The organism is bacterium Scap17 (genome assembly GCA_013376735.1).
Taxonomy (GTDB): Bacteria; Pseudomonadota; Gammaproteobacteria; order Pseudomonadales; family Halomonadaceae; genus Cobetia.
Genome location: VINJ01000001.1, coordinates 123,333 through 143,963, shown reverse-complemented (window position 1 = coordinate 143,963; position 20,631 = coordinate 123,333). Strand labels below are relative to the sequence as shown.

Sequence of the window (20,631 nt, the reverse complement as noted above, 5' to 3'; positions counted from 1 at the left end):
ACGATACCGGCTGCGCGACCGTGCACCGGACGCCGAACTCTGGACACGTCACCACAATTCGAGATCCCGATGAGCGAATCTACCAATCAGTCCTGGGGCGGCCGCTTCAGCGAGCCGACCGATGCCTTCGTGGCACGTTTCACCGCCTCCGTCGATTTTGATCAGCGCATGGCGCAGCAAGACATCCAGGGTTCCATCGCCCACGCCACCATGCTGGCGGGTGTCGGCGTGCTGAGCGAAGAAGAACGCGACGCCATCATCGCGGGATTGAAGGAAATCAGCGAGGAGATCGCACGCGGCGGATTCGAGTGGTCCGTGGCACTGGAAGACGTGCACATGAACATCGAGGCACGCCTGACCGCCAAGATCGGCATCACCGGCAAGAAGCTGCACACCGGCCGCTCCCGCAACGACCAGGTCGCCACCGACATCCGCCTCTATCTGCGTGACGAGATCGACGCCATCGACGCCGAGCTGACTCGCCTGCGCGAAGGCATGCTGGGGCTGGCCGAGCGGGAAGCCGACACCATCATGCCGGGCTTCACGCACCTGCAGAGCGCCCAGCCGGTCACCTTCGGTCACCACCTGCTGGCCTGGCAGGAAATGGTCGCCCGCGACCAGGACCGCCTGCGTGACTGCCGCACACGCATGAACGTGCTGCCGCTGGGCGCTGCGGCGCTGGCCGGCACCACCTTCCCCATCGACCGTCACGTCACCAGCGAGCTGCTCGGCTTCGACCGACCGACCGAGAACAGCCTCGATTCGGTCAGCGACCGTGACTTCGCCATCGAGTTCACCAGCTTCGCCAGTCTGCTGATGATGCACCTGTCACGCATGAGCGAAGAGCTGGTGCTGTGGACAAGCGCCCAGTTCGACTTCATCGACCTGCCGGACCGCTTCTGTACCGGCTCCTCCATCATGCCGCAGAAGAAGAACCCGGACGTGCCGGAGCTGGTACGCGGCAAGACCGGCCGTGTCTATGGCCACCTGATGAGCCTGCTGACCCTGATGAAGTCCCAGCCGCTGGCGTACAACAAGGACAATCAGGAAGACAAGGAGCCGCTGTTCGATACCATCGATACCGTGCGCGGCAGCTTGCGTGCCTTCGCCGACATGATCCCGGCGATCCGCGCCAAGTCCGAGAACATGTACGCCTCGGCCAGCAAGGGCTTCGCCACCGCGACCGACCTGGCGGACTATCTGGTGCGCAAGGGCGTCGCCTTCCGTGATGCCCACGAGATCGTCGGCAAGTCCGTCGCCTTTGGCATCGAACAGCAGCGCGACCTGTCCCAGATGACCCTGGCAGAGCTCCAGCAGTTCTCCGACACCATCGAGCAGGACGTCTTCGACGTGCTGACGCTGGAAGGCTCCGTCGCGGCGCGCAACCACATCGGTGGCACCGCGCCGAACCAGGTCCGCGCTGCCGTGCAGCGTGCGCGTGACGCCCTGGCCTCGCGCGCCTGATCATCCTCTTTCGGGCCTGGTCGCCACCGCTGGTGACCGGGTCCGCATCGCTCTATCGCTTGCTGCCAGGAGGCCGCCCGATGCGTCATCTGATGAGCCAGTCCGCCCGTCATACCCTTCGCACCCTCGCGGCACTGCTGCTGGGTGCCGGCCTGCTGGCCGGCTGCGGCCAGAAAGGCCCGCTCTACCTGCCGGCGGACGCCGATGCCGGCGGCCAGCGTGCCGAGGCCCCCGCCACGGCACCTGACGCCTCCGAGACAGAGAGCACCGCAGCCGCCGGGACTTCCGGCAGCGACGCCTGAGCCCCTCATTCACCTCCGGCGGGTGATGCCCGCCGGCGCGACATCTTGCAGGCCGGATCATGAATCACTTCGTTTATCAGGATGGCGTGCTGCACGCCGAAGACGTCTCGCTCGCCACGCTGGCCGAGCAGTTCGGCACGCCGTGCTACGTCTACAGCCGTGCCACGCTCGAGCGCCACTTCAAGGCCTATCAGGATGCGCTGGGCGACCACCCGCATCTCATCTGCTATGCCGTGAAGGCCAATTCCAACCTGGCGGTGCTCAATGTGCTGGCACGTCTGGGCGCCGGCTTCGACATCGTCTCCGCCGGAGAGCTGGAGCGCGTCATCAAGGCCGGCGGCGACCCCGCCAAGGTGGTGTTCTCCGGCGTTGCCAAGCAGGCAGGCGAGATGGAGCGTGCGCTGGAGCTGAACATCAAGTGCTTCAATGTCGAATCGCTGCCGGAGCTTGAGCGCCTCAACGCCGTCGCGGGCCGTCTCGGACGCGTCGCGCCTGTATCACTGCGCATCAATCCCGACGTCGATGCCGGCACCCACCCGTACATCTCCACTGGCCTCAAGGCCAACAAGTTCGGCATTCCGGTCGAGCAGGCGCTGGAGGTCTATGAGATCGCCAACGCCATGGAGCACGTGCAGGTAGTCGGTGCCGACTGCCATATCGGCTCCCAGTTGACCGAGCTGGCGCCCTTCCTCGATTCCCTCGAACGCCTGCTGGTTCTGCTGGATCGCCTGCGCGAGCGTGGCATCGTCATCGAGCACCTCGACCTCGGCGGCGGCCTCGGCGTGCCCTACCAGAGCGAGACCCCGCCGGAGCCCTTCGCCTACGCCAGCGCCCTGCTGGAGCGTCTGGCCCGCTATGAGCATGGCAGCGAGATGACCCTGCTGTTCGAACCGGGTCGCTCCATCGCCGCCAACGCCGGCGTGCTGCTGACCCGCGTCGAGTACCTCAAGCCCGGAGAAGAAAAGAACTTCGCCATCATCGATGCCGGCATGAATGACCTGATCCGCCCGTCGCTATATCAGGCGTGGCAGAACATCGTCACCGTCGACACGCGCGAGGCGCGCAAGACCGCCATCTACGATGTGGTCGGCCCGGTCTGCGAGACCGGTGACTTCCTCGGCAAGGACCGCGAACTGGCCATCGCGCCGGGCGACCTGCTCGCCGTGCGCTCTTCCGGTGCCTACGCCTTCGTGATGGCCTCGAACTACAACAGCCGCTGTCGCCCTGCCGAGGTGATGGTCGATGGCCCCGAGATGCACCTGGTGCGTCGTCGTGAGCGCCTCGAAGAACTGTGGACCGGCGAGCAATTGCTGCCGGAAGGTGATGCCTGATGCTGGTGAACTTCACCAAGATGCACGGACTGGGCAATGACTTCATGGTCATTGACCTGATCTCGCAGCGCAGTCGCCTGCGCGATGCCGATATCCGCCGTCTGGCGGATCGCAACTTCGGCATCGGCTTCGACCAGCTGCTGGTGGTCGAGCCGCCCCGCGACCCGGACATGGACTTCCGCTATCGCATCTACAATGCCGATGGCAGTGAAGTCGAGAACTGCGGCAACGGGGCGCGCTGCTTCGCGCGCTTCGTGCGTGAACAGCGCCTGACCACCAAGCGCGAGATTCGCGTCGAGACGGCCGGCGGCCCGCTGACCCTGGTCGTGGCCGAGGATGGTCGTGTGCGCGTCGACATGGGCGCGCCGCGCTTCGCCCCCGCCGCGCTGCCCTTCGAGGTCGAGGCCGACCTGCCGGTGCACACCCTGGAGGTCGACGGTGAGACGCTGGAAATCGGCGTCGTTTCGATGGGCAACCCCCACGCGGTGCTGCTGGTCGACAGTGTCGAACAGGCCCCGGTACTGACGCTGGGTCCGCGGATCGAGGCGCATCCGCGCTTCGCCAAGCGCGTCAATGCCGGTTTCCTCGAGGTCGTCACGCCGCATGAGGCGCGCCTGCGTGTCTTCGAGCGCGGCGTCGGCGAGACGCTGGCCTGTGGCACCGGCGCCTGTGCGGCGGTCGCCTCCGGCATTCGCCGTGGCCTGCTGGCAAGCCCGGTCAACGTCACGCTGCCCGGCGGCACCCTGAGCATCGAATGGGCTGGTGACGGCCAGCCGGTATTCATGACCGGTCCCGCCGAGACCGTCTTCGAAGGCCGCATCATTCTGTAGATCGCCTGCCCCAGCCGAGGGACGCTGCCGGAAACATGACCGACAGCGTCTCGCTACCAAACCGTCCGCAAGGAGCCCCACATGGCCGAGTCACCCGTGTCACGTCGCCCGCGCACGCTGGACCCGGATCGAGTCGCCGAATGGCTGGCCACGCACCCCGACTTCTTCGAGGGGCGTGAAGGGTTGCTGCAACGCATGCGGGTGCCACACCCGGAAGCGCGCGGCGGCAGCATCTCGTTGCTGGAGCGGCTGGTACATGACCTGCGCGGGCGGACCGATCAGGCAGAAGAGCGCCTCGAGGAGCTGTTGACCGCCGCGCGCGACAACGAGAGTCGCTATCAGCGCCTGCGTCAGCTGGTGCTGGATCTGCTCGATGCCGAGTCCGATGATGCGCTGGCCGAAACGCTGTCTACACGCCTCAGCGAGCTGTTCGACATCGCAGCCGTCTGCCTGTGGCAGCGCGATGCCGATGCTTCGGCACAGCCGCCGCGTCGGGCGCTTGAGGATGCGCGCGGCGAGCAGTTCGAGCGGCTGCTCGAGGGTCGTGCCAGCCGCTGCCTGGCCATGCCACGCACGCGCTGGGAGGCCCTGCTGCCCGATCATCAGTGGCCACTCGGCGCCGACTGTGCAGACCTCGTCGATGCAAGCCAGACCGATGCCACGCGCGGCTCCGCCGTCATCGTGCGCCTGACCCGTGGTGAGTGTCTGGGCTATCTGGTGGTGGCGAGTGCCGACGCCGAGCAGTTCCGTGCCGGTCTCGACACCCTGTTTCCCGAGTACCTCGGCGACGTGCTGGCCCGCTGCCTGGGCCGCGATGCCCCGGGCCAGCCGCCTCTGCGCACCTCGAGCCGTGACGACCAGGCCAGCCGATGAGCCGCCTCGACTCGGTCCACGGCGCCTCAGCCGCCGATACCTCCACCGAAGGCGCCTCAGCGAGCAACGCCGATCCCCTTGCCGCCGAGCAGACGCTGTCCGCTACCTGTCGGGAATTTCTGGCAGAGCTTGCCCTCGACAGCAGCCACGCGACCGTCAGCGCCTACGCGCGTGATCTGCAGGCGTTGACCGCCTTCATGCTGCGCCCCGCAGCGGACAGCAGCGCCGCTGGTGAAAAGGACGCGGCGCCCCTGCCGCAGGATTGGCAGGCGCTGGACGTCCCGACACTCAGGCGTTTTCTGGGGGCCGAGCGCAGTCGTGGCCTCGCGCCACGCTCATTGGCGCGGCGGCGCGCAGCGATTAGCCGCTTCTGTGGCTGGCTGGTCGAGCAGGATGTGCTGCCACACAACCCGGCGGGGCTGGTGCAGACCCCGCGCCTGCCGGACCACCTGCCACGCCCGGTGGATATCGACAGCCTCGCGCGCTTTCTCGACTGCCCGCATGACGGCACGCCGCTGGCGATCCGCGATCAGGCAATGCTGGAACTGCTCTACGGCGCGGGCTTGCGTCTCTCGGAGCTGGTCAGCCTCGACCTCGACATGCTGGAAACCCGCCGCCTGCGCGTGCGCGGCAAGGGCGACAAGCCCCGCCAGCTGCCGATCGGCTCACGCGCCCGCCAGGCGCTGGATGCCTGGCTGATGGTGCGCGGCCAGCTCGCCGCCCAGGACGAGCCGGCAGTGTTCGTCGGCCAGCAGGGGAGCCGCCTCGGTCAGCGTGGGGTTCAGCTCCGGCTGGTGGCGCAGGCCAAAGAACGCGGCCTGCCCGAGCATCTGCACCCGCATCGCCTGCGCCACTCCTTCGCCAGCCATCTGCTCGAATCCAGCGGCGACCTGCGCGCCGTGCAGGAACTGCTGGGACACGTCCACCTCTCGACCACCCAGGTCTACACGCGCCTCGACTGGCAGCAACTGGCCAGCGCCTATGATCAGGCCCACCCTCGCGCCCGCCGCCAGCGCGGATCAGCGACGGCAACATCAGACACCGACGCCACCTCCCCAATTGATGCCCCGCTCAAGGATGACACCCTGTGACGCCTGCCAACGCACCTCGCCTGACGGCCTTGACCTTCGATCTCGATGACACCCTTTGGGCAAATCGCGCGGTGATGGAGCGCGCCGAGGCCGAGCATTACGCCTGGCTGGATGGCGAAATCGGACATGCCAACGACTTCCCCCTCGAGGAATACACCCGCCGCCGCATGGCGCTGGGTCTGGAGCACCCGCTACGCCGCGGTGATTTCACCTGGCTGCGCCGCGAGGCCATGCACGCCATGCTGCGCGATGCCGGGCATGATGATGAGCAGGCGGGCCACTGGTCACGCGCCGCCATCGAGCGCTTCCTGGCGCTGCGCCACGAATTGACGCCCTTCCCGGAAGCCAGCGAGCTGCTCGACTCACTCGCCCGCGATTACCGCCTTGGTGCCATCACCAATGGCAATGTCGACCTGGCTCGCCTCGCGCTGGACCATCACTTCGAGTTCAGCATCGCCGCCGGCGAATGGCTGGCGCCCAAGCCGGATGCACGCCCCTTCCTCGCCGCCATGGCACGCCTGGGCAGCCGCCCCTCCACCACCCTGCATGTCGGTGACTCATGGAAAGAGGATGCATTGCCTGCCGCGCGCCTGGGTATGCAGGCTGCCTGGATCGACGTCAAGGGTCAGGGTGCCCCGGGCCCCGTCCCGACAGGTGTACATGTCATCTCGCACGTTCGCGAACTGCCGGCGCTGATTGCGCGCCTGAATGACTGAGTGAGGGAATGACTGAGTGGCAGAGCAAGTAGCGGAATGACTGAGTGAATTAAAACTTGTACAAAAATGACGCTTCAACCATATTTCATGTACAAGTTTCCCGGCGTCGTCGATGTTGAATCCTGTCTGAGATTCCTGAGACTGCGCTGGGAGATGCCTGCCACCTCGACGTCAACAGGAGAGGCCAGCATGAGCAATCACTCACTTCCGCGCTACCGCGTGTCACCTTTCTCTCCCCAGAAGCCGCACCTGCTGAAAGGGGTGGCCATCGTACTGGTATCCGCATTGCTGGTCATCGTGGCGGTCTACAGTGGACGTGTCAGCCTCGCGACGTTGCAATCCAGCACGCAAGAGGTGCCGGCAGCCTCACCACAGGAGGCCATGCGCAGCCTGCTCGCCCCCAGCGAGGCCGTGACGATGCCGGAAGTCGTCGAGCCTGTGGTGAAGGCCCCGCATATTCTCTCGGCGCCCAGGGAGACGAGCTCTCTGACCCGCCTTGACCCCATTCCCAGCGCACCGCGCAGCCTGTTCATGTAATGGGCCCCGGGGGAAGCGCAAAAGTGCAGAGGTGAGTGACAGCGTGCCTGTCGTAACGCAAACGGCCACCCCGAGGGGTGGCCGTTTCGTCATGCAAGGTGGCGTAGTTCGAGGCTTCGCCCCAGATCGTCTTGCACCTTCAGTCGTCGAAGGGGTCCTGCGGTGCCTCGTCGCCCGCCACCTCTTCCACGCCGTCCACCACCGACGGGTCCGCCAGCCACTCGTCAAGCTTGGCATGCACCTGCTCCACACCGGAATACTTCAGCGACGAGAACAGCTGCACGGTGACCAGGTCTTCCCATTCCTTGAGCGCGTGACGCACCTTCTGCAGGCTTGCCGCCGCCGGCCCGCGCTTCAGCTTGTCCGCCTTGGTCAGCAGGATATGCACCGGCATCCTGGCCTCATCGGCCCAGCCCAGCATCATCTGGTCGAATTCGGACAGCGGATGGCGTACATCCATCAGCAGCACCAGGCCCCGCAGCGACTGGCGGTTGCGCAGGTAGTTGGACAGATGTGACTGCCACTCGCGCTTCACCTTGTCCGGCACCTTGGCATAGCCATAGCCGGGCAGGTCGACCAGATGGCGGCCCGTTTCACCGATGGTGAAATAGTTGATCAGCTGGGTGCGGCCGGGAGTCTTGGAGGTACGGGCCAACGCCTTCTGCGAGGTCAGCGCATTGATGGCGCTGGACTTGCCGGCATTGGAGCGACCCGCGAAGGCCACTTCGGCACCCACGTCCGTCGGGCACTGGGCCAGAGTCGCGGCACTGATCAGGAAGCGCGCCTGACGATAATGGAGCTTGGGGGTCGAAGGAGCTGATTCGGCCATGGGAGTTCTGAATACCTGTTGAAGGCGGACGTCTCGCCCGCGCGACATCACGAGAGAGCAGAAGAAACGACCGGTGTAACGAAAAGAGTGCCGCCTGCCCTGCCATCGGCGCTGCAACTTGCCGACGACAGCGGGAAGATGCACTGGATAACTGCGATGACACGACTGACGACAGGCACGCTCACGCGCCCTGAGGGGATTCGCTATACTGCCTGCAAGGTCAGCATGGCGATCATGAGGCCTAGTGTACCACCCTGCTCTCACGGGCTGCGAGAGCGGGGGGCACTTCTCACCGCGCGCAGCACGGCGCGGGCACCGGGGAAATGACAGAGGCCACCATCCACGCCGGATGATACAAGCCCCGAACGGGCCTCTTCGTGAAACAGGGACCAGTGAAATGGATGAGCTGATGAGACCAAGGCAGATCCCCGAGCGCCCCTTGCGCCTGCTGCTGGCACTTGCTGCCACGACATTGGCCGCCACCTTGCCGACGGGGGCCGCCGCCGAGTCGCTGGTCGGCGATGCCGCGGCAGGCAAGGCCAAGGCTGCCGTCTGTGCTGCCTGTCATGGCGCCCAGGGCATCTCGCCGACGCCGGCCTTCCCCCATCTTGCTGGCCAGCAGGCCCACTACCTGCGCAAGCAGACGGCCGACATCCGGGATGGTCGCCGCTCGGTGCCGCAGATGGCCGGTATCGCCGACAACCTGAGCGATCAGGACATCGCCGATATCGCGGCCCATTACGCCGCGCAGCCCGCCAATCGTGGTCAGGCCGAGCCAGAGGCGGCCCGTGCAGGCGAGGTGCTGTATCGGGCCGGCTCGCTCGAGCGTGGCATCGCGGCCTGCACAGCCTGTCATGGTCCGCGCGGTGAAGGCATCGACTCGGCAGGTTATCCGGCGCTGGCCGGGCAATTCCCCGCCTATACCGTCTCAGCACTCAAGGCCTTCCGCGACGGCAGCCGCGACAACGACCCGAACGCCATCATGAGCAGCATCGCCGCGCGCATGAGTGACAGCGATATGCAGCAGGTGGCCGAATATCTCCACGGCCTGCGCTGAGGCATCCGTTCAGCCGGGTGTCGCGTATGACTGACTTGATGACGACCAGCACCAGCACGCCTTTCAAGGGGCGTGGTCAAGCGACGCCTTGTACGGGGCTTGCTCGAACGGCGTTCATCCAGCGGTCAACCTTGTCGCGCTAGGCTGGCCCGACAGTGATCCGCCGTGTCCCGCCCGGCAGTCTCGACAGCGGTGGTGGCTGACACGCATACTCGATGCATCACTAATGTTGCCGGGTATCATCACCGGGCATGCCTCAATCCGATGGAGATGTTCCATGAAGTGGAAACCCCTACTGACTCTGGTGGCGGGCCTTGGCCTGTCAGCAAGCGTTTTCGCCGCTGAAGCTGGCAAGGACTACCAGGTGCTCGACGAGCCGGTGAAGACCGATGCGCCGGCAGGCAACGTCGAAGTGGTCGAGGCATTCTGGTATGGCTGCCCGCATTGCTACGCGCTGGAATCCAGCCTCGAGCCGTGGGTCGATGAGTTGCCGAGCGACGTGACCTTCAACCGCCTGCCGGCCACCATGGGGCAGGACTGGGTCAAGCACGCCTATGCCTTCTATGCCGCCAAGGACCTGGGCATCCTCGACGAGACCCACAAGGCCTTCTTCGATGCCATCCATCAGGACCACCAGCGCCTGACCGATCCGGATGATATCGCCAAGTTCTACAGCGACTACGGCGTCAGCGAAGAAAACGCCAAGAAGTCGCTGACCTCCTTCGGCGTGAAGAGCCAGGTCAATCAGGCCCACGCCCAGATGCGTGCCTACAAGATCATGGGCGTACCGGCACTGATCGTCGATGGCCGCTATGTCATCTCGCCGAGCACGGCTGGTTCACTGCAGAACATGCTCAAGATCACCGACGAGCTGGTCGAGCAGGTGCGTGAAGAGAAAGCCGGCAGCAAGGACGCCGCTTGATGGCAGCGGCTGCTGACTCAGTGGCCGCCAGCGCCACGGAAGGTGCCGGACTCGACGAGACGGCACCTCCCCTGCGTCTGCTGACCTTCAACATGCAGGTCGGTATCCATACCGCGGCGTGGCATCACTATGTCACCCGCGGTTGGCAGCATGTGCTGCCCCACCCGATGCGCCGCAAGCGTCTGGAGCTGATCGCCGCCGCCATCACGCCCTACGACATCGTCGGACTGCAGGAGGTGGATGGGGGCAGTTTCCGCTCCGGCAACGTCAATCAGGTCGATTCACTAGCCGAGACGGCCGAATTCCCGCATCGCTATCAGCAGCTCAACCGCAATCTGGGCCGCCTGGCTCAGCACAGCAACGGCCTGCTGTCGCGCCTGCCGATCAGCCATCTCGAAGAGCACAGCCTGCCCGGCACCCTACCGGGACGCGGGGCCATCCATGCCCGCTTCGGGGAGGGCGAACACGCTCTGCATGTCTTCGTGACTCACCTGGCACTCGGTGCCCGTATCCAGCATCGTCAACTGCAGTACCTTGGCGAGCTGATCGCGCCCCTCAAGCATGTCATCGTGATGGGCGACCTCAATTGCACGCTGGCCCAGCTTCGTCAGCACAAGGCGTTCAACGAGGCACTCGATTCCCGCCCCAGCAAGGCCATCAACAGCTACCCGGCCTGGCAACCACGCCGTGGACTCGACCATATCCTGGTCTCCTCGACGCTGCGCTTGAGCCACCCGACCACGCTGTCACACCTGTTCTCCGACCATCTGCCGCTTGCGGTAGAAGTCCATCTGCCAGCCGCATGCCGCAAGGCAATCGGGCTCGCCTGACTTTCCGGCGCCTCTCTCAGCCATGCATCTCTGACGCCTGACACTCTGATACCGCTCCCCGAATGTCATCCCTTTTACCGCGTGGCTCACCCGTCTAGCTTTCACGACTCAAGCTCCCGCCGGCTTCGGTTTGATACGCATAACGCGACCCACCCGCGTCCTTCCTCGAGCGCTCCCATGCATCACTGCCGGCATTGCCTCGCCTATCTCACTGCAAGCAAAGGCAAAAGCCGCCTGTCAGACCAATGATCCATTTGTTGTTGTGGCGCCGCTCGCTACTCTTTGTCTGCCAATGACGTGGATTAATCGTTGACTTAGCGATGACTGATGACATGCCGCATCCGAGCGACGTCACTTACAGGGATGAAGCGTGGAATAGCGTTGTTCAAAGCAATGCCATCACGGCTTGCTGCACACCGCGACTGACCACAACATGAGCAACATCTGAATTGGCGACCTTGCCAGCAATCGCTTGCAACACAAGCGCTTGGCAAAGACACAGCAAACGCTGTCGGCAAAGCAACAACAACACCAACAATCATCACCTGCTACCCGCAGGCCAAGGGGACTCCATGTCTGCCAATGCCTCTACCCCCGGCTGGCTCACAGGGCTCGACCGCATGACCGAGGGGCTGGGACGCTGCGTATCCTGGCTGGTCGTCATCATGATGCTGGTCGAATTCATCATCGTGATGCTGCGCTACGTCTTCAATATCAACAGCATCCCCATGCAGGAATCCGTGATGTACATGCACGCGGCCGTCTTCCTGCTCGCCGCCAGCTACACGCTCAAGCACGACGGCCATGTGCGGGTGGATATCTTCTATCAGCGCATGTCGCACCGCGGAAAGTCGTGGGTCGATCTCGGCGGCACCCTGTTCCTGCTGTTCCCGGTGATGACATTCATCCTGCTCTCCAGCCTCGGTTACGTGGGCGATTCCTGGGACATCAAGGAAGCCTCCCCCGAATCCGGCGGCCTTCCGGGCGTCTACCTGCTCAAGACCCTGATTCCAGCCATCGCCATCCTGATGATGCTGCAAGGCGTGGCGGAAGCCGGCCGACACCTGCTGTTCCTGATGGGCCGCCTGCCCTCCCCGCATGCGAGCGATGACACCCCTGACCACGATGAGGAGCTGGTGTAATGCTCGAGATCATGCCACTGCTGCTGTTCGTGTGTATCTGTATCGTCCTGATGCTGGGCTATCCGGTGGCGCTGTCACTGGCCGGTACCGCGCTTGCCTTCGCCGGACTCGGCATGGGGCTGGACGCCCTCGGCATTACCCAGGGCGTATTCGATGCCAGCTTCCTGTCCGCGATGCCCAATCGCCTCTACGGCACCATGACCAACCAGACCCTGCTGGCCGTGCCATTGTTCGTGTTGATGGGCGTGCTGCTGGAGAAGTCCAAGGTCGCCGAAACGCTGCTCGACGCCATGGCGCTGATGTTCGGCTCGCTGCGTGGCGGACTGGGGATTTCCGTGACCATCGTCGGCATGCTGCTGGCCGCCTCCACCGGTATCGTCGGCGCGACCGTCGTCACCATGGGCCTGCTGTCACTGCCGACCATGCTCAAGCGCGGTTATGACCCGTCACTGGCCACCGGCGCCATCTGTGCCACCGGCACCCTGGGGCAGATCATCCCGCCGTCCATCGCGCTGGTCCTTTTGGGCGATGTGCTGTCTTCCGCCTATCAGCAGGCCCAGCTGTCGATGGGCATCTGGAGTCCGAAGACCGTCTCGGTGGGTGACCTGTTCATCGGCGCGCTGATTCCGGGCCTGATCCTGGTGCTCGCCTATATCGTCTACATCGCCATGGTCGCCTGGCTGAAACCGGAAAAGGCGCCGGCCGTCGACCGTGATTCGCTGATGGAAGAGCTGGGGCATACCGGCAGCATCTTCTGGCTGATGATGAAGGGGCTGGTGCCGCCGATCGTGTTGATCGTCTGTGTGCTCGGCTCGATTCTCGGCGGTCTCGCGACCCCGACAGAAGCCTCTGCCGTGGGCGCCTTCGGTGCACTGATGCTGGCCCTCGCCAACCGCAAGCTGAGCCTGAAGACCCTGACGGAAGTGGTGCGCTCCACCACCAACGTCACCTCGATGGTGTTCCTGATCCTGATCGGTGCCGCGCTGTTCTCGCTGGTATTCCGCGGCTTCGGCGGCGAAGAGGTCGTCACCGAGATCTTCGAGAACATGCCCGGCGGCGTCATCGGTGCCACCCTGGTGGTGATGCTGGTGATCTTCCTCCTCGGCTTCATCCTCGACTTCATCGAGATCACCTTCGTGGTGGTACCGATCGTCGGTCCGGTGCTGCTGGCCATGGGCCTCGACCCGATCTGGCTGGGCATCATGATCGCCATCAACCTGCAGACCTCCTTCCTCACGCCCCCCTTCGGGTTCGCGCTGTTCTACCTGCGCGGCGTGGCCCCCAAGGAAGTCAGCACCAAGCAGATCTACAAGGGTGTCATTCCGTTCATCCTGATCCAGCTGTGCATGCTGGGTGCGCTGGCCGCCTTCCCGGGCCTGGCCACCTGGCTGCCGGCCCAGTTCTAAGCCACGACTGACGAGACAGTACAAGGACAGAGCAGCAACTGAATTGGCGGGGCCTGCCCCGTCAGCTGATGGGAGAGCCGCCAGTCGGCTCATGCAGATGCACGGGAGCCGTTCGCGGCCCACCTCTTGCCCAGCACCGGTCACTGACCGGTGCACAACAACAATCGGGCACTTCAAGGAGCATGCCATGCAACTCAACAAACTCGCCTTCGGTATCGCCGTCGGCACCATGACCGCCATGGGCACCCTGCCGGCCGTTGCCAACGCCGCCGATACCTTCACCTGGAAGATGGTCACCTCGTGGCCGAAGAACTTCCCGGGGGTGGGCCAGGGGCCGGAACGCCTCGCACGTCTGGTCGACGAAATGTCCGACGGCCGCCTCAAGATCAAGGTCTATGGCGCAGGCCAGCTGGTGCCGGGCTTCGAGGTACTCGATACCGTCTCTTCCGGTACCGCGCAGATCGGTCACTCGGCTTCCTACTACTGGAAAGGCAAGGCGCCGGAAGCCCAGTTCTTCGCCGCCGTCCCCTTCGGCATGACCGCGCAGGAAATGAACGCCTGGCTGCATTACGGCGGCGGCCTGGAGCTGTGGAACGAGGTCTACGACAAGTTCGGCGTCGAAGTCATGGCCGGTGGCGCCTCGGGCGTGCAGATGGGCGGCTGGTTCAACAAGGAGATCAACTCGGTCGCCGACCTCGATGGCCTGAAGATGCGTATCCCGGGTCTGGGTGGCGATGTCATGCAGCAGATGGGCGTGGCGACGGTCAGCATGCCGGGCGGCGAGATCTTCACCTCGCTGCAGTCCGGTGCCATCGATGCCACCGAGTGGATCGGCCCGTACAACGACCTGGCCTTCGGTCTCTATCAGGCCGCCAAGTACTACTACTATCCGGGCTGGCACGAGCCGACCGTCACCTTCGAGGCCATCGTCAACGACGACGCCATGGCCGAGCTCCCCAAGGACCTGCAGGCCATCCTGCGTTCCGCGGTACGTGACGTGAACCAGGACATGCTCGACGAGTACACCGCGCGCAACAACGACGCCCTCGAGACACTGCTCAACGAGCACAAGGTCGAGCTGCGCCGTTACCCGCAGGACGTGCTCGACAAGGCACGTGAACTGTCCGGCGACGTGGTCAAGAAACTCGGCGAGTCCAACGATCTGGCCGGCCGCATCTACGAGTCCTATACCACCTTCGAAGGCAAGGTCGAGAAGTGGCATGAGGTCTCTGAACAGGCCTACCTGAACGCACGTAATCCGGAAGGCGTGCAGTAAGACCGCGTTACCTGCGCCGCGCTCCCGCGAGGCGGCGCAGTCCCGTCATCCAATGCTTGCAGCCGCCCCCTCGGGGGCGGCTTTTTTGGGTCTGCGCGATCAGCTTTCGAGCAGGAAGGTCACCGGCCCGTCATTGAGTAACGAGACCTGCATGTTGGCGCCGAAGCGTCCGGTCTCGATTCCCACCCCGAGCTCTCTCCCGCGCTCACGCGCCTTGTCGACCAGATAGGTGAACAGCCGCTCGCCCTCCGCCGGTGGCGCCGCCGAGGAGAAGCTGGGACGCATGCCGCTGCCGGTGTCCGCCGCCAGCGTGAACTGCGAGACCAGCAGCAGACTGCCGCCCGCCTGCTGGACGTTGAGGTTCATCTTGTCGTTCTCGTCACCGAAGACCCGATAATGCAGCAGCTTGTGCAGCAACTTGTCGGCACGCGCCTCGTCATCGCCCTTCTCGACGCCTACCAGTACCAGCAGACCGCCTTCGATGGCGCCGACGCTCTCGCCCTCGACCACGACTTCTGCCCGTGTGACGCGCTGGATCAATGCTCGCATGCCGCTTGCTCCTTCAAGAGATGGATGTTGATTCATGACATTTCGTGCTCGGAGCATACCAGACGCGAACGCCCCGCAGACTGAGCCTGCGGGGCGCGACAGGTGTTACTTGAGAGGATGGGAGGCGCTGCTAGTTGGCGAGGCTGGGCAGGAACAGCGCGATCTGCGGGAACAGCATCAACAGCACCGTCGCCAGCAACAGCAGGGCAATGAAGGGCGGCGTCCCTCGGATGACCTCCATGTACGGTTTTCTAAATACCGCCACCGCAGTGAAGATGTCGCAGCCAAAGGGCGGAGTCGCCGAACCTATCGCCGCCTGCAGGGTGACCAGGGTGCCGACCAGCACCGGGTCCAGCCCGGCGGCATCGACTGCCGGCGCAAACACCGGCGCCAGAATCAGGATCACCACGATGGGGTCCACGAACATGCAGCCGACGAAGTAGGCCGCCGCGATCACCGCCAAGAGCGCCAGCGCATGCTCCGACAGGTAGGGGATGTAGCCGCCGAGGATGGCATCCGGAATCTTGGCGAAGGAGATCATCCACGAGAAGCCCGCGCCCGCTGCCACCAGGATGAACACCACCGCGGTGATCAGCCCCGTGGAAAAGGCCACACCGGGCAGGTCCTTCAGGGTCACGCCGCGATAGATCAGCATCTCGAGAATCAGCGCATAGATCACCGAGACCGTGGCGGCCTCCGTCGGCGAGAACATGCCCGAGTAGATGCCGCCGATGATGATCACCGGGAAGCCCGCCGGCAGGCTGGCGCGCTTCAAGGCCTTGAGGCGTGCGGGCCAGTCCGCCTTGGGCTGTGGAGCGATGCCCAGCTTCCACGACTTCCACATGCAGTAGAGCGAGAACAGCACCAGGATCATCAGCCCCGGGCCGATACCGGCGATGAACAGGTCACCCACCGAGGTACCGGTCGCGACGCCGTAGATGATCATGCCGATGGAGGGCGGAATCAGCAGCGCGATATCGGAGGCATTGATGATCAATGCGATGGTGAACTTGTCACTGTAACCGGCTTCCAGCAGCCGCGGGCGCAGCGGGCGCCCCATCGCCACCACCGTGGCCTGGGTGGAGCCGGACACCGCGCCGAACAGAGTGCAGCCCAGCGCGGTGGTCACCGGCAGGCCGCCGCGCCAGTGGCCGACGAAGCGCTCGACCAGATCCAGCAGGCGCTGGGCAGTGGAGCCCTTGAGCATGATATCGGCCGCCAGAATGAACATCGGCACCGCCGTCAGCACCACCGGCTGCAGGCCACCGATCATCTGCTGGATCACCAGCTCCGGCTTGAGGAAGGGAAAATCGCTGAACAACAAGAAAAAGGTGCCGACGCTCAATGGCACCATCATGGGTACCCCAAGCAACAGCAGCCCCACCATCACGAGCAGAATCCACATCGCAGCTTCCGTCCCTGGGTCAATGAAGTGTGATCAATCGTCTATCGAGACATCGAGAAGACATTCCCGACGCAGTGACTAGAGCGCGCCGCTGCCGTCGACTTCCTCGTTTTCATCCATCTCCGCCGTACGCCATGACAACCAGGCGCCCTGCGCCAGCAGATTGCGCAGAATCGCCATCAGGTACTGGAGCGCCCCGAGCGCCAGTCCCAGCGGGACCACGGCATAGAGCGCCGCCAGCGACCAGCGCAGCGACGGCGTGACACGCCCGGACTTGGCCAGGCTCTGCAGATAATCCACCGCCAGCCAGGCGAGGTAGGCCAACAAGGCACAGGTGATGACCTGTCCGGCGATCAGCATCACCTTGCGCAACCACGGCGGCATGAAGTCCAGCAGCGCCGTCACGCGGATATGGCGCCCGGCGCGCGCGCCGTAACTGATACCGAGGAAGGTCAGCCACAGCTGCAGGATCTGCATCAGCTCTTCAGTAAACGGCAGGCTGTAGTTGAAGACGTTGCGCCCGATGACGTTGGCGATGCTGGCCGTTGCCATGCCCAGCACGCACAGGGCGATCAACCAGCGCTCGACGTGCGCCAGTCCCTGGTCACCACGTTCGAACCAGGCGGCCAGACGGCGCAGCGGCGCAGGCAGATGTGCGAGGGGGTCCTGACCGCCATTCGTCTCGGCCGGGCTGGGGCGGGTCTCATCAGCGGAGGGAGACTTGGAGGGGGGCGAGTTCATGAAGCGGTTTCCTGTTGATGCGGCATCCTGCCAGATAGGCTTTCTACCAGACGTCATGCGCGCAGTGGTTTGCACCAGACGGCCAGCATTTGTCAGGACGATCCATTGAAATTTTCCTCGGCGCCGTCGTGATTTTCACTTTGGTTACTCTTGTTCTAGCTTTATTAGCGGCGCTTGAAATCAGTATGCAGCCGACGCACGGCATGTCGCTCTGGCGCCGGGGGCCGATTGTGAAGCCTGGTGAGCAATGAGCAGAGCCTCGAGTACCAGAGACTCATGCGCACAAGCTCAGCTTATTCATAATAAATTCTAATCACACTATCCAATTTGGTGTTTTTTTTATTATATTAAGAATGGCAATATTATCTGGATGATGCAAGTTGCACGCCGGGTATGCCCAGAGCCGCCCGACGCTGATGGAAATCACACAAGGAGAACAAGATGACGATGCAATGGAACCCGTCACCCGAGCAGAATCGCGAGACGTCCAGGACTCCTGTTCCCCTTTCTCGTCTTGCCGCGTTCCTCAAGGGAGGCGCCCTGACGGCCGGCCTGGGCATGGCGGCGCTGGCCTCTGCGGGTGTGCAGGCGGACACCTGGCGCTTCGCGCTGGAGGAAGTCTCCGGCAGTGTGCAGGATGCCTACGCCCAGGAATTCAAGAAGCGCATCGAAGAGGCCTCCGGCGGTGACATCGATGTCGAGATCTACCCCTACGGCGCACTGGGCACCTCCTCACAGCTCACCGAACTGGTGCAGAGCGATGCCATCCAGCTGACCTTTGCCTCACCGGGTCACCTGGCCTCGGTGATTCCGGAGTCGGGCGTCTTCACGCTGCACTTCCTGTTCTCCGACGACAATGCCGTCAATGAAGAGGTACTCGGCAACTCCCAGGCCATCGACATGCTGTCCGAGGCCTACACCGAGCAGAATCTCCAGCTGCTGGGCGTGATTCCGGAAGGCTGGATGGTGTGGACCGGCAACCGTGACATCAAGACACCCGAGGACATGGAAGGCTTCAAGATCCGCACCATGACCTCGCCGATTCTGGTCGAGAGCTATCGCGGCTACGGTGCCAACCCGACGCCGATGCCCTATTCCGAGGTCTACTCCGGCCTGCAGCTGGGCCAGATCGACGGCCAGGTGAACCCGGTGTTCGCCATCCAGGAAATGAGCTTCTACGAAGTTCAGGACTACATGATCCAGGCCAAGCAGGCGCAGTTCATCACCACGCTGGTGGCCTCCAGTGACTTCTATTCCGGTCTGGATGACGAGCAGCAGCAGATGCTCGACAAGGTTACCAACGAGATGCGCCCGTACATCTTCGAGAAGCAGGAGGAGTACAACGCCGACCGTCTGGAGAAGATCAAGGAAGACAGCGACATCAAGATCATCACGCTGACCGATGAGCAGCGCGAAGCCTTCCGCCCGGTCGGCGAGAAGGGCTGGGAAGTCTATCGTGAGCAATCCGGTGAGCGTGGCAGCAAGATCCTCGACACCCTGCAGGCCGACATCAAGGCTGCCGAAGGCAAGTGATCTCCTGAGCGCTGACAGCTCTGGCCTCACGCCAGGGCTGTCAGTCAACTTCGAGCATCACCAAGGCATGAAAAAGCCCCTGCCGGGAAACCGGCAGGGGCTTTTTGCGGATCGGGGGTTACTGACCCAGCAAATCGGTGCGGAAATCCTCCTGAGCCGGCGAATCCCCCAGCCAGATCGCGAACAGGCCATTGGCCAGCGCCAGCGAATCGCTTTCGAAGATGACCTGCCCGTTCAGCACCAGCGACAGCGTGCCTCTGCCGCCACCGGCGGACAGCCATTGCAGCGCATAGCGATCCCCCGGCACGACGTCCTGATAGGCACGATTGAAGCGCGTCAATTCAGGCTCGATCGCCGCAAAATCCGCTGCTGAGAGGTTCTTGCGCACGCCCTTGGTGGTCGCATTGGCGAAGTCCTCGGCATCGATGGCATGGAAGTACTCCAGCACCAGGCGACGCGAGACATCCTTGAGCGGCGCCGGGCGCGGGCGACGCGCATCCTGATAATAGGCGCCGACATAGGCGTCCCACAGCAGGTAGGTGAAGAGCCCACTGCCGATCAGCGTCAGCGGCTGGCCGGACTGCGTGGTCACCTGATCCGCGAAGGTCACCCCCTTGATCTCGACGGCGAGCGCAGCCGGGCTGGTGGTGGCAATCAGCGCCCCCATCACGCCCGCGGCCAGCCAGCGCGGCATACTCGCCACCGGCGGACTGACGACACGCCAGGCGGCGTTCAGGCAGCAAACGGCGCCGCGGATAGCTGATACGGGCAAGCGGTACAGCGATATAGGCATGGCATCTACTCGTTGGCTGGCAGGGATCCAGGGGAACTCACGGGGCCTTTCTCCTGCAGGTCATCGCTCCTGCAGGGTCACCGCCCTTGTGGAATCGGCTATCAGTGGCTTGCTCTCATGGGCCTGGCTCTGGCTGACTTACCACAGGGCGTGGAAATGGTGCACCGGCCCCCGACCCTTGCCGACATTGAGCTGATCGGAGGCACGCAGCGCGCCCAACAGCCATTCGCGTGCCTCGACCACCGCCTGCGACAACGGCAGACCGTTCGCCAGTCGCGCCGCGATGGCAGAAGACATCGAGCAGCCGGTGCCGTGCAGGTTGTCGGTCTCGATACGTGGCGCGCACAGCCATTGCCCGCCGGCATCACTGACCAGCAGGTCATCGCAGGCCTGCCCCTCGAGCGCCCCACCCTTGATCAACACCGCCTTCGCGCCTCTGGCACGCAGCTCGCGGGCGACCTCAGGCATGTCGGAGCGCCCGATCAGGCGCCGCTCACCCAGCAGCACCGCGGCTTCATGCAGGTTGGGCGTGATGATGTCGGCCAGCGGCACCAGGTGCTCGGCCACCGATTGGATGGCAGCATCATTGACCAGCGCATCGCCACTCTTGGCGACCAGCACCGGGTCGAGCACGACCCAGCGCGGGCGACGCTGCTGAAGGCGGTCGGCAAGCATTTCCACCACCAGCGGATCGGCCACCATGCCGATCTTGGCGGCGCGGATATCGAGATCATCCAGCACGGCGTCCAGCTGTGCGGCGATGAATTCCCGCGAGACCGCCTCCACGCTGCGCACACCGCAGGTATTCTGCGCCGTCAGCGCCGTGATCACGCTGGCCCCGTAGGCGCCCAGCGCAGAGAATGTCTTGAGGTCCGCCTGAATGCCGGCTCCCCCGGAGGGGTCTGAGCCCGCTATCGTCAGGACGCACGGAATATGCATGCAGGAAGCTCCCGAAATATGGCTTTGACGTGCCAACAGCATACCCGAGCTGAGGAGGGAAGAAA

At 64.1% G+C, this 20,631-nt stretch carries 21 protein-coding genes; 15 read left to right on the top strand and 6 right to left on the bottom strand.

What is annotated here, in order from left to right:
* Positions 1-69: 69 nt before the first annotated feature.
* From argH to FLM52_00635, 8 genes are all read left to right on the top strand, one after another.
* Entirely contained in the window at positions 70-1,464 is a 1,395-nt protein-coding gene (gene argH, locus FLM52_00670; protein NVN54335.1) for an argininosuccinate lyase, read from the top strand.
* A 92-nt stretch (positions 1,465-1,556) separates the two neighbouring features.
* A complete protein-coding gene (locus FLM52_00665) occupies positions 1,557-1,766 on the top strand; it encodes a lipoprotein (GenBank protein ID NVN54334.1) in 210 nt (69 codons plus the stop codon).
* Positions 1,767-1,825: 59 nt separating this feature from the next.
* Positions 1,826-3,097 (top strand): diaminopimelate decarboxylase, encoded by a 1,272-nt coding sequence (gene lysA / locus FLM52_00660; protein ID NVN54333.1) that lies wholly within the window; start codon positions 1,826-1,828, stop codon positions 3,095-3,097.
* Positions 3,097-3,927: a diaminopimelate epimerase gene (gene dapF, locus FLM52_00655; GenBank protein NVN54332.1), complete on the top strand. Its 831-nt coding sequence runs from the start codon at positions 3,097-3,099 to the stop codon at positions 3,925-3,927. The genes lysA and dapF overlap by 1 nt, the downstream gene beginning before the upstream one ends.
* A gap of 81 nt (positions 3,928-4,008) precedes the next feature.
* Positions 4,009-4,800 (top strand): DUF484 family protein, encoded by a 792-nt coding sequence (locus FLM52_00650; GenBank protein ID NVN54331.1) that lies wholly within the window; start codon positions 4,009-4,011, stop codon positions 4,798-4,800.
* Positions 4,797-5,891: a tyrosine recombinase XerC gene (locus FLM52_00645; GenBank protein ID NVN54330.1), complete on the top strand. Its 1,095-nt coding sequence runs from the start codon at positions 4,797-4,799 to the stop codon at positions 5,889-5,891. The genes FLM52_00650 and FLM52_00645 overlap by 4 nt, the downstream gene beginning before the upstream one ends.
* 20 nt (positions 5,892-5,911) lie before the next feature.
* Entirely contained in the window at positions 5,912-6,607 is a 696-nt protein-coding gene (locus FLM52_00640) for an HAD family hydrolase (GenBank protein ID NVN54329.1), read from the top strand.
* Between the two features lie 189 nt (positions 6,608-6,796).
* On the top strand, positions 6,797-7,144 hold the full coding sequence (locus tag FLM52_00635) for a hypothetical protein (protein ID NVN54328.1): 348 nt from the start codon (positions 6,797-6,799) through the stop codon (positions 7,142-7,144).
* A gap of 139 nt (positions 7,145-7,283) precedes the next feature.
* Here the strand turns inward: FLM52_00635 and FLM52_00630 are convergent, their stop codons facing one another.
* Positions 7,284-7,973 carry a YihA family ribosome biogenesis GTP-binding protein gene (locus tag FLM52_00630; protein ID NVN54327.1) on the bottom strand — a complete coding sequence of 230 codons (690 nt, stop codon included), beginning with the start codon at positions 7,971-7,973 and terminating at the stop codon, positions 7,284-7,286.
* Positions 7,974-8,412: 439 nt separating this feature from the next.
* On the opposite strand from FLM52_00630, the gene FLM52_00625 reads away from it, so the two are divergent.
* The 6 genes from FLM52_00625 (at position 8,413) to FLM52_00600 (ending at position 14,606) form a co-directional block, all read left to right on the top strand.
* A complete protein-coding gene (locus tag FLM52_00625; protein ID NVN54326.1) occupies positions 8,413-9,030 on the top strand; it encodes a cytochrome c4 in 618 nt (205 codons plus the stop codon).
* Between the two features lie 277 nt (positions 9,031-9,307).
* Positions 9,308-9,952 carry a thiol:disulfide interchange protein DsbA/DsbL gene (locus FLM52_00620; GenBank protein ID NVN54325.1) on the top strand — a complete coding sequence of 215 codons (645 nt, stop codon included), beginning with the start codon at positions 9,308-9,310 and terminating at the stop codon, positions 9,950-9,952.
* Positions 9,952-10,782 (top strand): EEP domain-containing protein, encoded by an 831-nt coding sequence (locus tag FLM52_00615; protein NVN54324.1) that lies wholly within the window; start codon positions 9,952-9,954, stop codon positions 10,780-10,782. Before FLM52_00620 ends, FLM52_00615 begins: the two co-directional genes overlap by 1 nt.
* A 572-nt stretch (positions 10,783-11,354) precedes the next feature.
* Positions 11,355-11,924, top strand: coding sequence for a TRAP transporter small permease subunit (locus FLM52_00610; protein ID NVN54323.1), 570 nt, complete (start codon positions 11,355-11,357; stop codon positions 11,922-11,924).
* A complete protein-coding gene (locus tag FLM52_00605) occupies positions 11,924-13,330 on the top strand; it encodes a TRAP transporter large permease subunit (GenBank protein ID NVN54322.1) in 1,407 nt (468 codons plus the stop codon). Before FLM52_00610 ends, FLM52_00605 begins: the two co-directional genes overlap by 1 nt.
* Positions 13,331-13,517: 187 nt before the next feature.
* Positions 13,518-14,606 carry a TRAP transporter substrate-binding protein gene (locus FLM52_00600; GenBank protein ID NVN54321.1) on the top strand — a complete coding sequence of 363 codons (1,089 nt, stop codon included), beginning with the start codon at positions 13,518-13,520 and terminating at the stop codon, positions 14,604-14,606.
* 99 nt (positions 14,607-14,705) lie between these two features.
* Here the strand turns inward: FLM52_00600 and FLM52_00595 are convergent, their stop codons facing one another.
* The 3 genes from FLM52_00595 to FLM52_00585 form a co-directional block, all read right to left on the bottom strand.
* The gene (locus FLM52_00595; protein NVN54320.1) at positions 14,706-15,155 is read right to left on the bottom strand and encodes a D-tyrosyl-tRNA(Tyr) deacylase; all 450 of its coding nucleotides are present in this window, start codon (positions 15,153-15,155) and stop codon (positions 14,706-14,708) included.
* Positions 15,156-15,285: 130 nt separating this feature from the next.
* Positions 15,286-16,560 (bottom strand): TRAP transporter large permease, encoded by a 1,275-nt coding sequence (locus FLM52_00590; GenBank protein ID NVN54319.1) that lies wholly within the window; start codon positions 16,558-16,560, stop codon positions 15,286-15,288.
* A 78-nt stretch (positions 16,561-16,638) separates the two neighbouring features.
* Complete coding sequence (locus tag FLM52_00585; protein ID NVN54318.1) at positions 16,639-17,358, bottom strand: TRAP transporter small permease; 720 nt, start codon at positions 17,356-17,358, stop codon at positions 16,639-16,641.
* 501 nt (positions 17,359-17,859) lie between these two features.
* On the opposite strand from FLM52_00585, the gene FLM52_00580 reads away from it, so the two are divergent.
* A complete protein-coding gene (locus FLM52_00580) occupies positions 17,860-18,834 on the top strand; it encodes a C4-dicarboxylate ABC transporter (GenBank protein ID NVN54317.1) in 975 nt (324 codons plus the stop codon).
* A 118-nt stretch (positions 18,835-18,952) separates the two neighbouring features.
* Here FLM52_00580 and FLM52_00575 read toward each other — a convergent pair whose 3' ends face one another.
* Together FLM52_00575 and thiD are read right to left on the bottom strand one after the other, a co-directional pair.
* Positions 18,953-19,627, bottom strand: a complete 675-nt coding sequence (locus tag FLM52_00575) for a hypothetical protein (protein ID NVN54316.1) — start codon at positions 19,625-19,627, stop codon at positions 18,953-18,955.
* A gap of 138 nt (positions 19,628-19,765) precedes the next feature.
* On the bottom strand, positions 19,766-20,566 hold the full coding sequence (thiD, locus tag FLM52_00570; protein NVN54315.1) for a bifunctional hydroxymethylpyrimidine kinase/phosphomethylpyrimidine kinase: 801 nt from the start codon (positions 20,564-20,566) through the stop codon (positions 19,766-19,768).
* Positions 20,567-20,631 lie beyond the last annotated feature (65 nt).

What these genes read in the sequence shown, in the direction of transcription:
- argH (NVN54335.1), top strand. Translation starts at nt 70, where the DNA reads ATGAGCGAATCTACCAATCAGTCCTGGGGCGGCCGCTTCAGCGAGCCG.
- FLM52_00665 (NVN54334.1), top strand. Translation starts at nt 1,557, where the DNA reads ATGAGCCAGTCCGCCCGTCATACCCTTCGCACCCTCGCGGCACTGCTG.
- lysA (NVN54333.1), top strand. Translation starts at nt 1,826, where the DNA reads ATGAATCACTTCGTTTATCAGGATGGCGTGCTGCACGCCGAAGACGTC.
- dapF (NVN54332.1), top strand. Translation starts at nt 3,097, where the DNA reads ATGCTGGTGAACTTCACCAAGATGCACGGACTGGGCAATGACTTCATG.
- FLM52_00650 (NVN54331.1), top strand. Translation starts at nt 4,009, where the DNA reads ATGGCCGAGTCACCCGTGTCACGTCGCCCGCGCACGCTGGACCCGGAT.
- FLM52_00645 (NVN54330.1), top strand. Translation starts at nt 4,797, where the DNA reads ATGAGCCGCCTCGACTCGGTCCACGGCGCCTCAGCCGCCGATACCTCC.
- FLM52_00635 (NVN54328.1), top strand. Translation starts at nt 6,797, where the DNA reads ATGAGCAATCACTCACTTCCGCGCTACCGCGTGTCACCTTTCTCTCCC.
- FLM52_00630 (NVN54327.1), bottom strand. Translation starts at nt 7,973, where the DNA reads ATGGCCGAATCAGCTCCTTCGACCCCCAAGCTCCATTATCGTCAGGCG.
- FLM52_00620 (NVN54325.1), top strand. Translation starts at nt 9,308, where the DNA reads ATGAAGTGGAAACCCCTACTGACTCTGGTGGCGGGCCTTGGCCTGTCA.
- FLM52_00615 (NVN54324.1), top strand. Translation starts at nt 9,952, where the DNA reads ATGGCAGCGGCTGCTGACTCAGTGGCCGCCAGCGCCACGGAAGGTGCC.
- FLM52_00610 (NVN54323.1), top strand. Translation starts at nt 11,355, where the DNA reads ATGTCTGCCAATGCCTCTACCCCCGGCTGGCTCACAGGGCTCGACCGC.
- FLM52_00605 (NVN54322.1), top strand. Translation starts at nt 11,924, where the DNA reads ATGCTCGAGATCATGCCACTGCTGCTGTTCGTGTGTATCTGTATCGTC.
- FLM52_00600 (NVN54321.1), top strand. Translation starts at nt 13,518, where the DNA reads ATGCAACTCAACAAACTCGCCTTCGGTATCGCCGTCGGCACCATGACC.
- FLM52_00595 (NVN54320.1), bottom strand. Translation starts at nt 15,155, where the DNA reads ATGCGAGCATTGATCCAGCGCGTCACACGGGCAGAAGTCGTGGTCGAG.
- FLM52_00590 (NVN54319.1), bottom strand. Translation starts at nt 16,560, where the DNA reads ATGTGGATTCTGCTCGTGATGGTGGGGCTGCTGTTGCTTGGGGTACCC.
- FLM52_00585 (NVN54318.1), bottom strand. Translation starts at nt 17,358, where the DNA reads ATGACGTCTGGTAGAAAGCCTATCTGGCAGGATGCCGCATCAACAGGA.
- FLM52_00580 (NVN54317.1), top strand. Translation starts at nt 17,860, where the DNA reads ATGGCGGCGCTGGCCTCTGCGGGTGTGCAGGCGGACACCTGGCGCTTC.
- FLM52_00575 (NVN54316.1), bottom strand. Translation starts at nt 19,627, where the DNA reads ATGCCTATATCGCTGTACCGCTTGCCCGTATCAGCTATCCGCGGCGCC.
- thiD (NVN54315.1), bottom strand. Translation starts at nt 20,566, where the DNA reads ATGCATATTCCGTGCGTCCTGACGATAGCGGGCTCAGACCCCTCCGGG.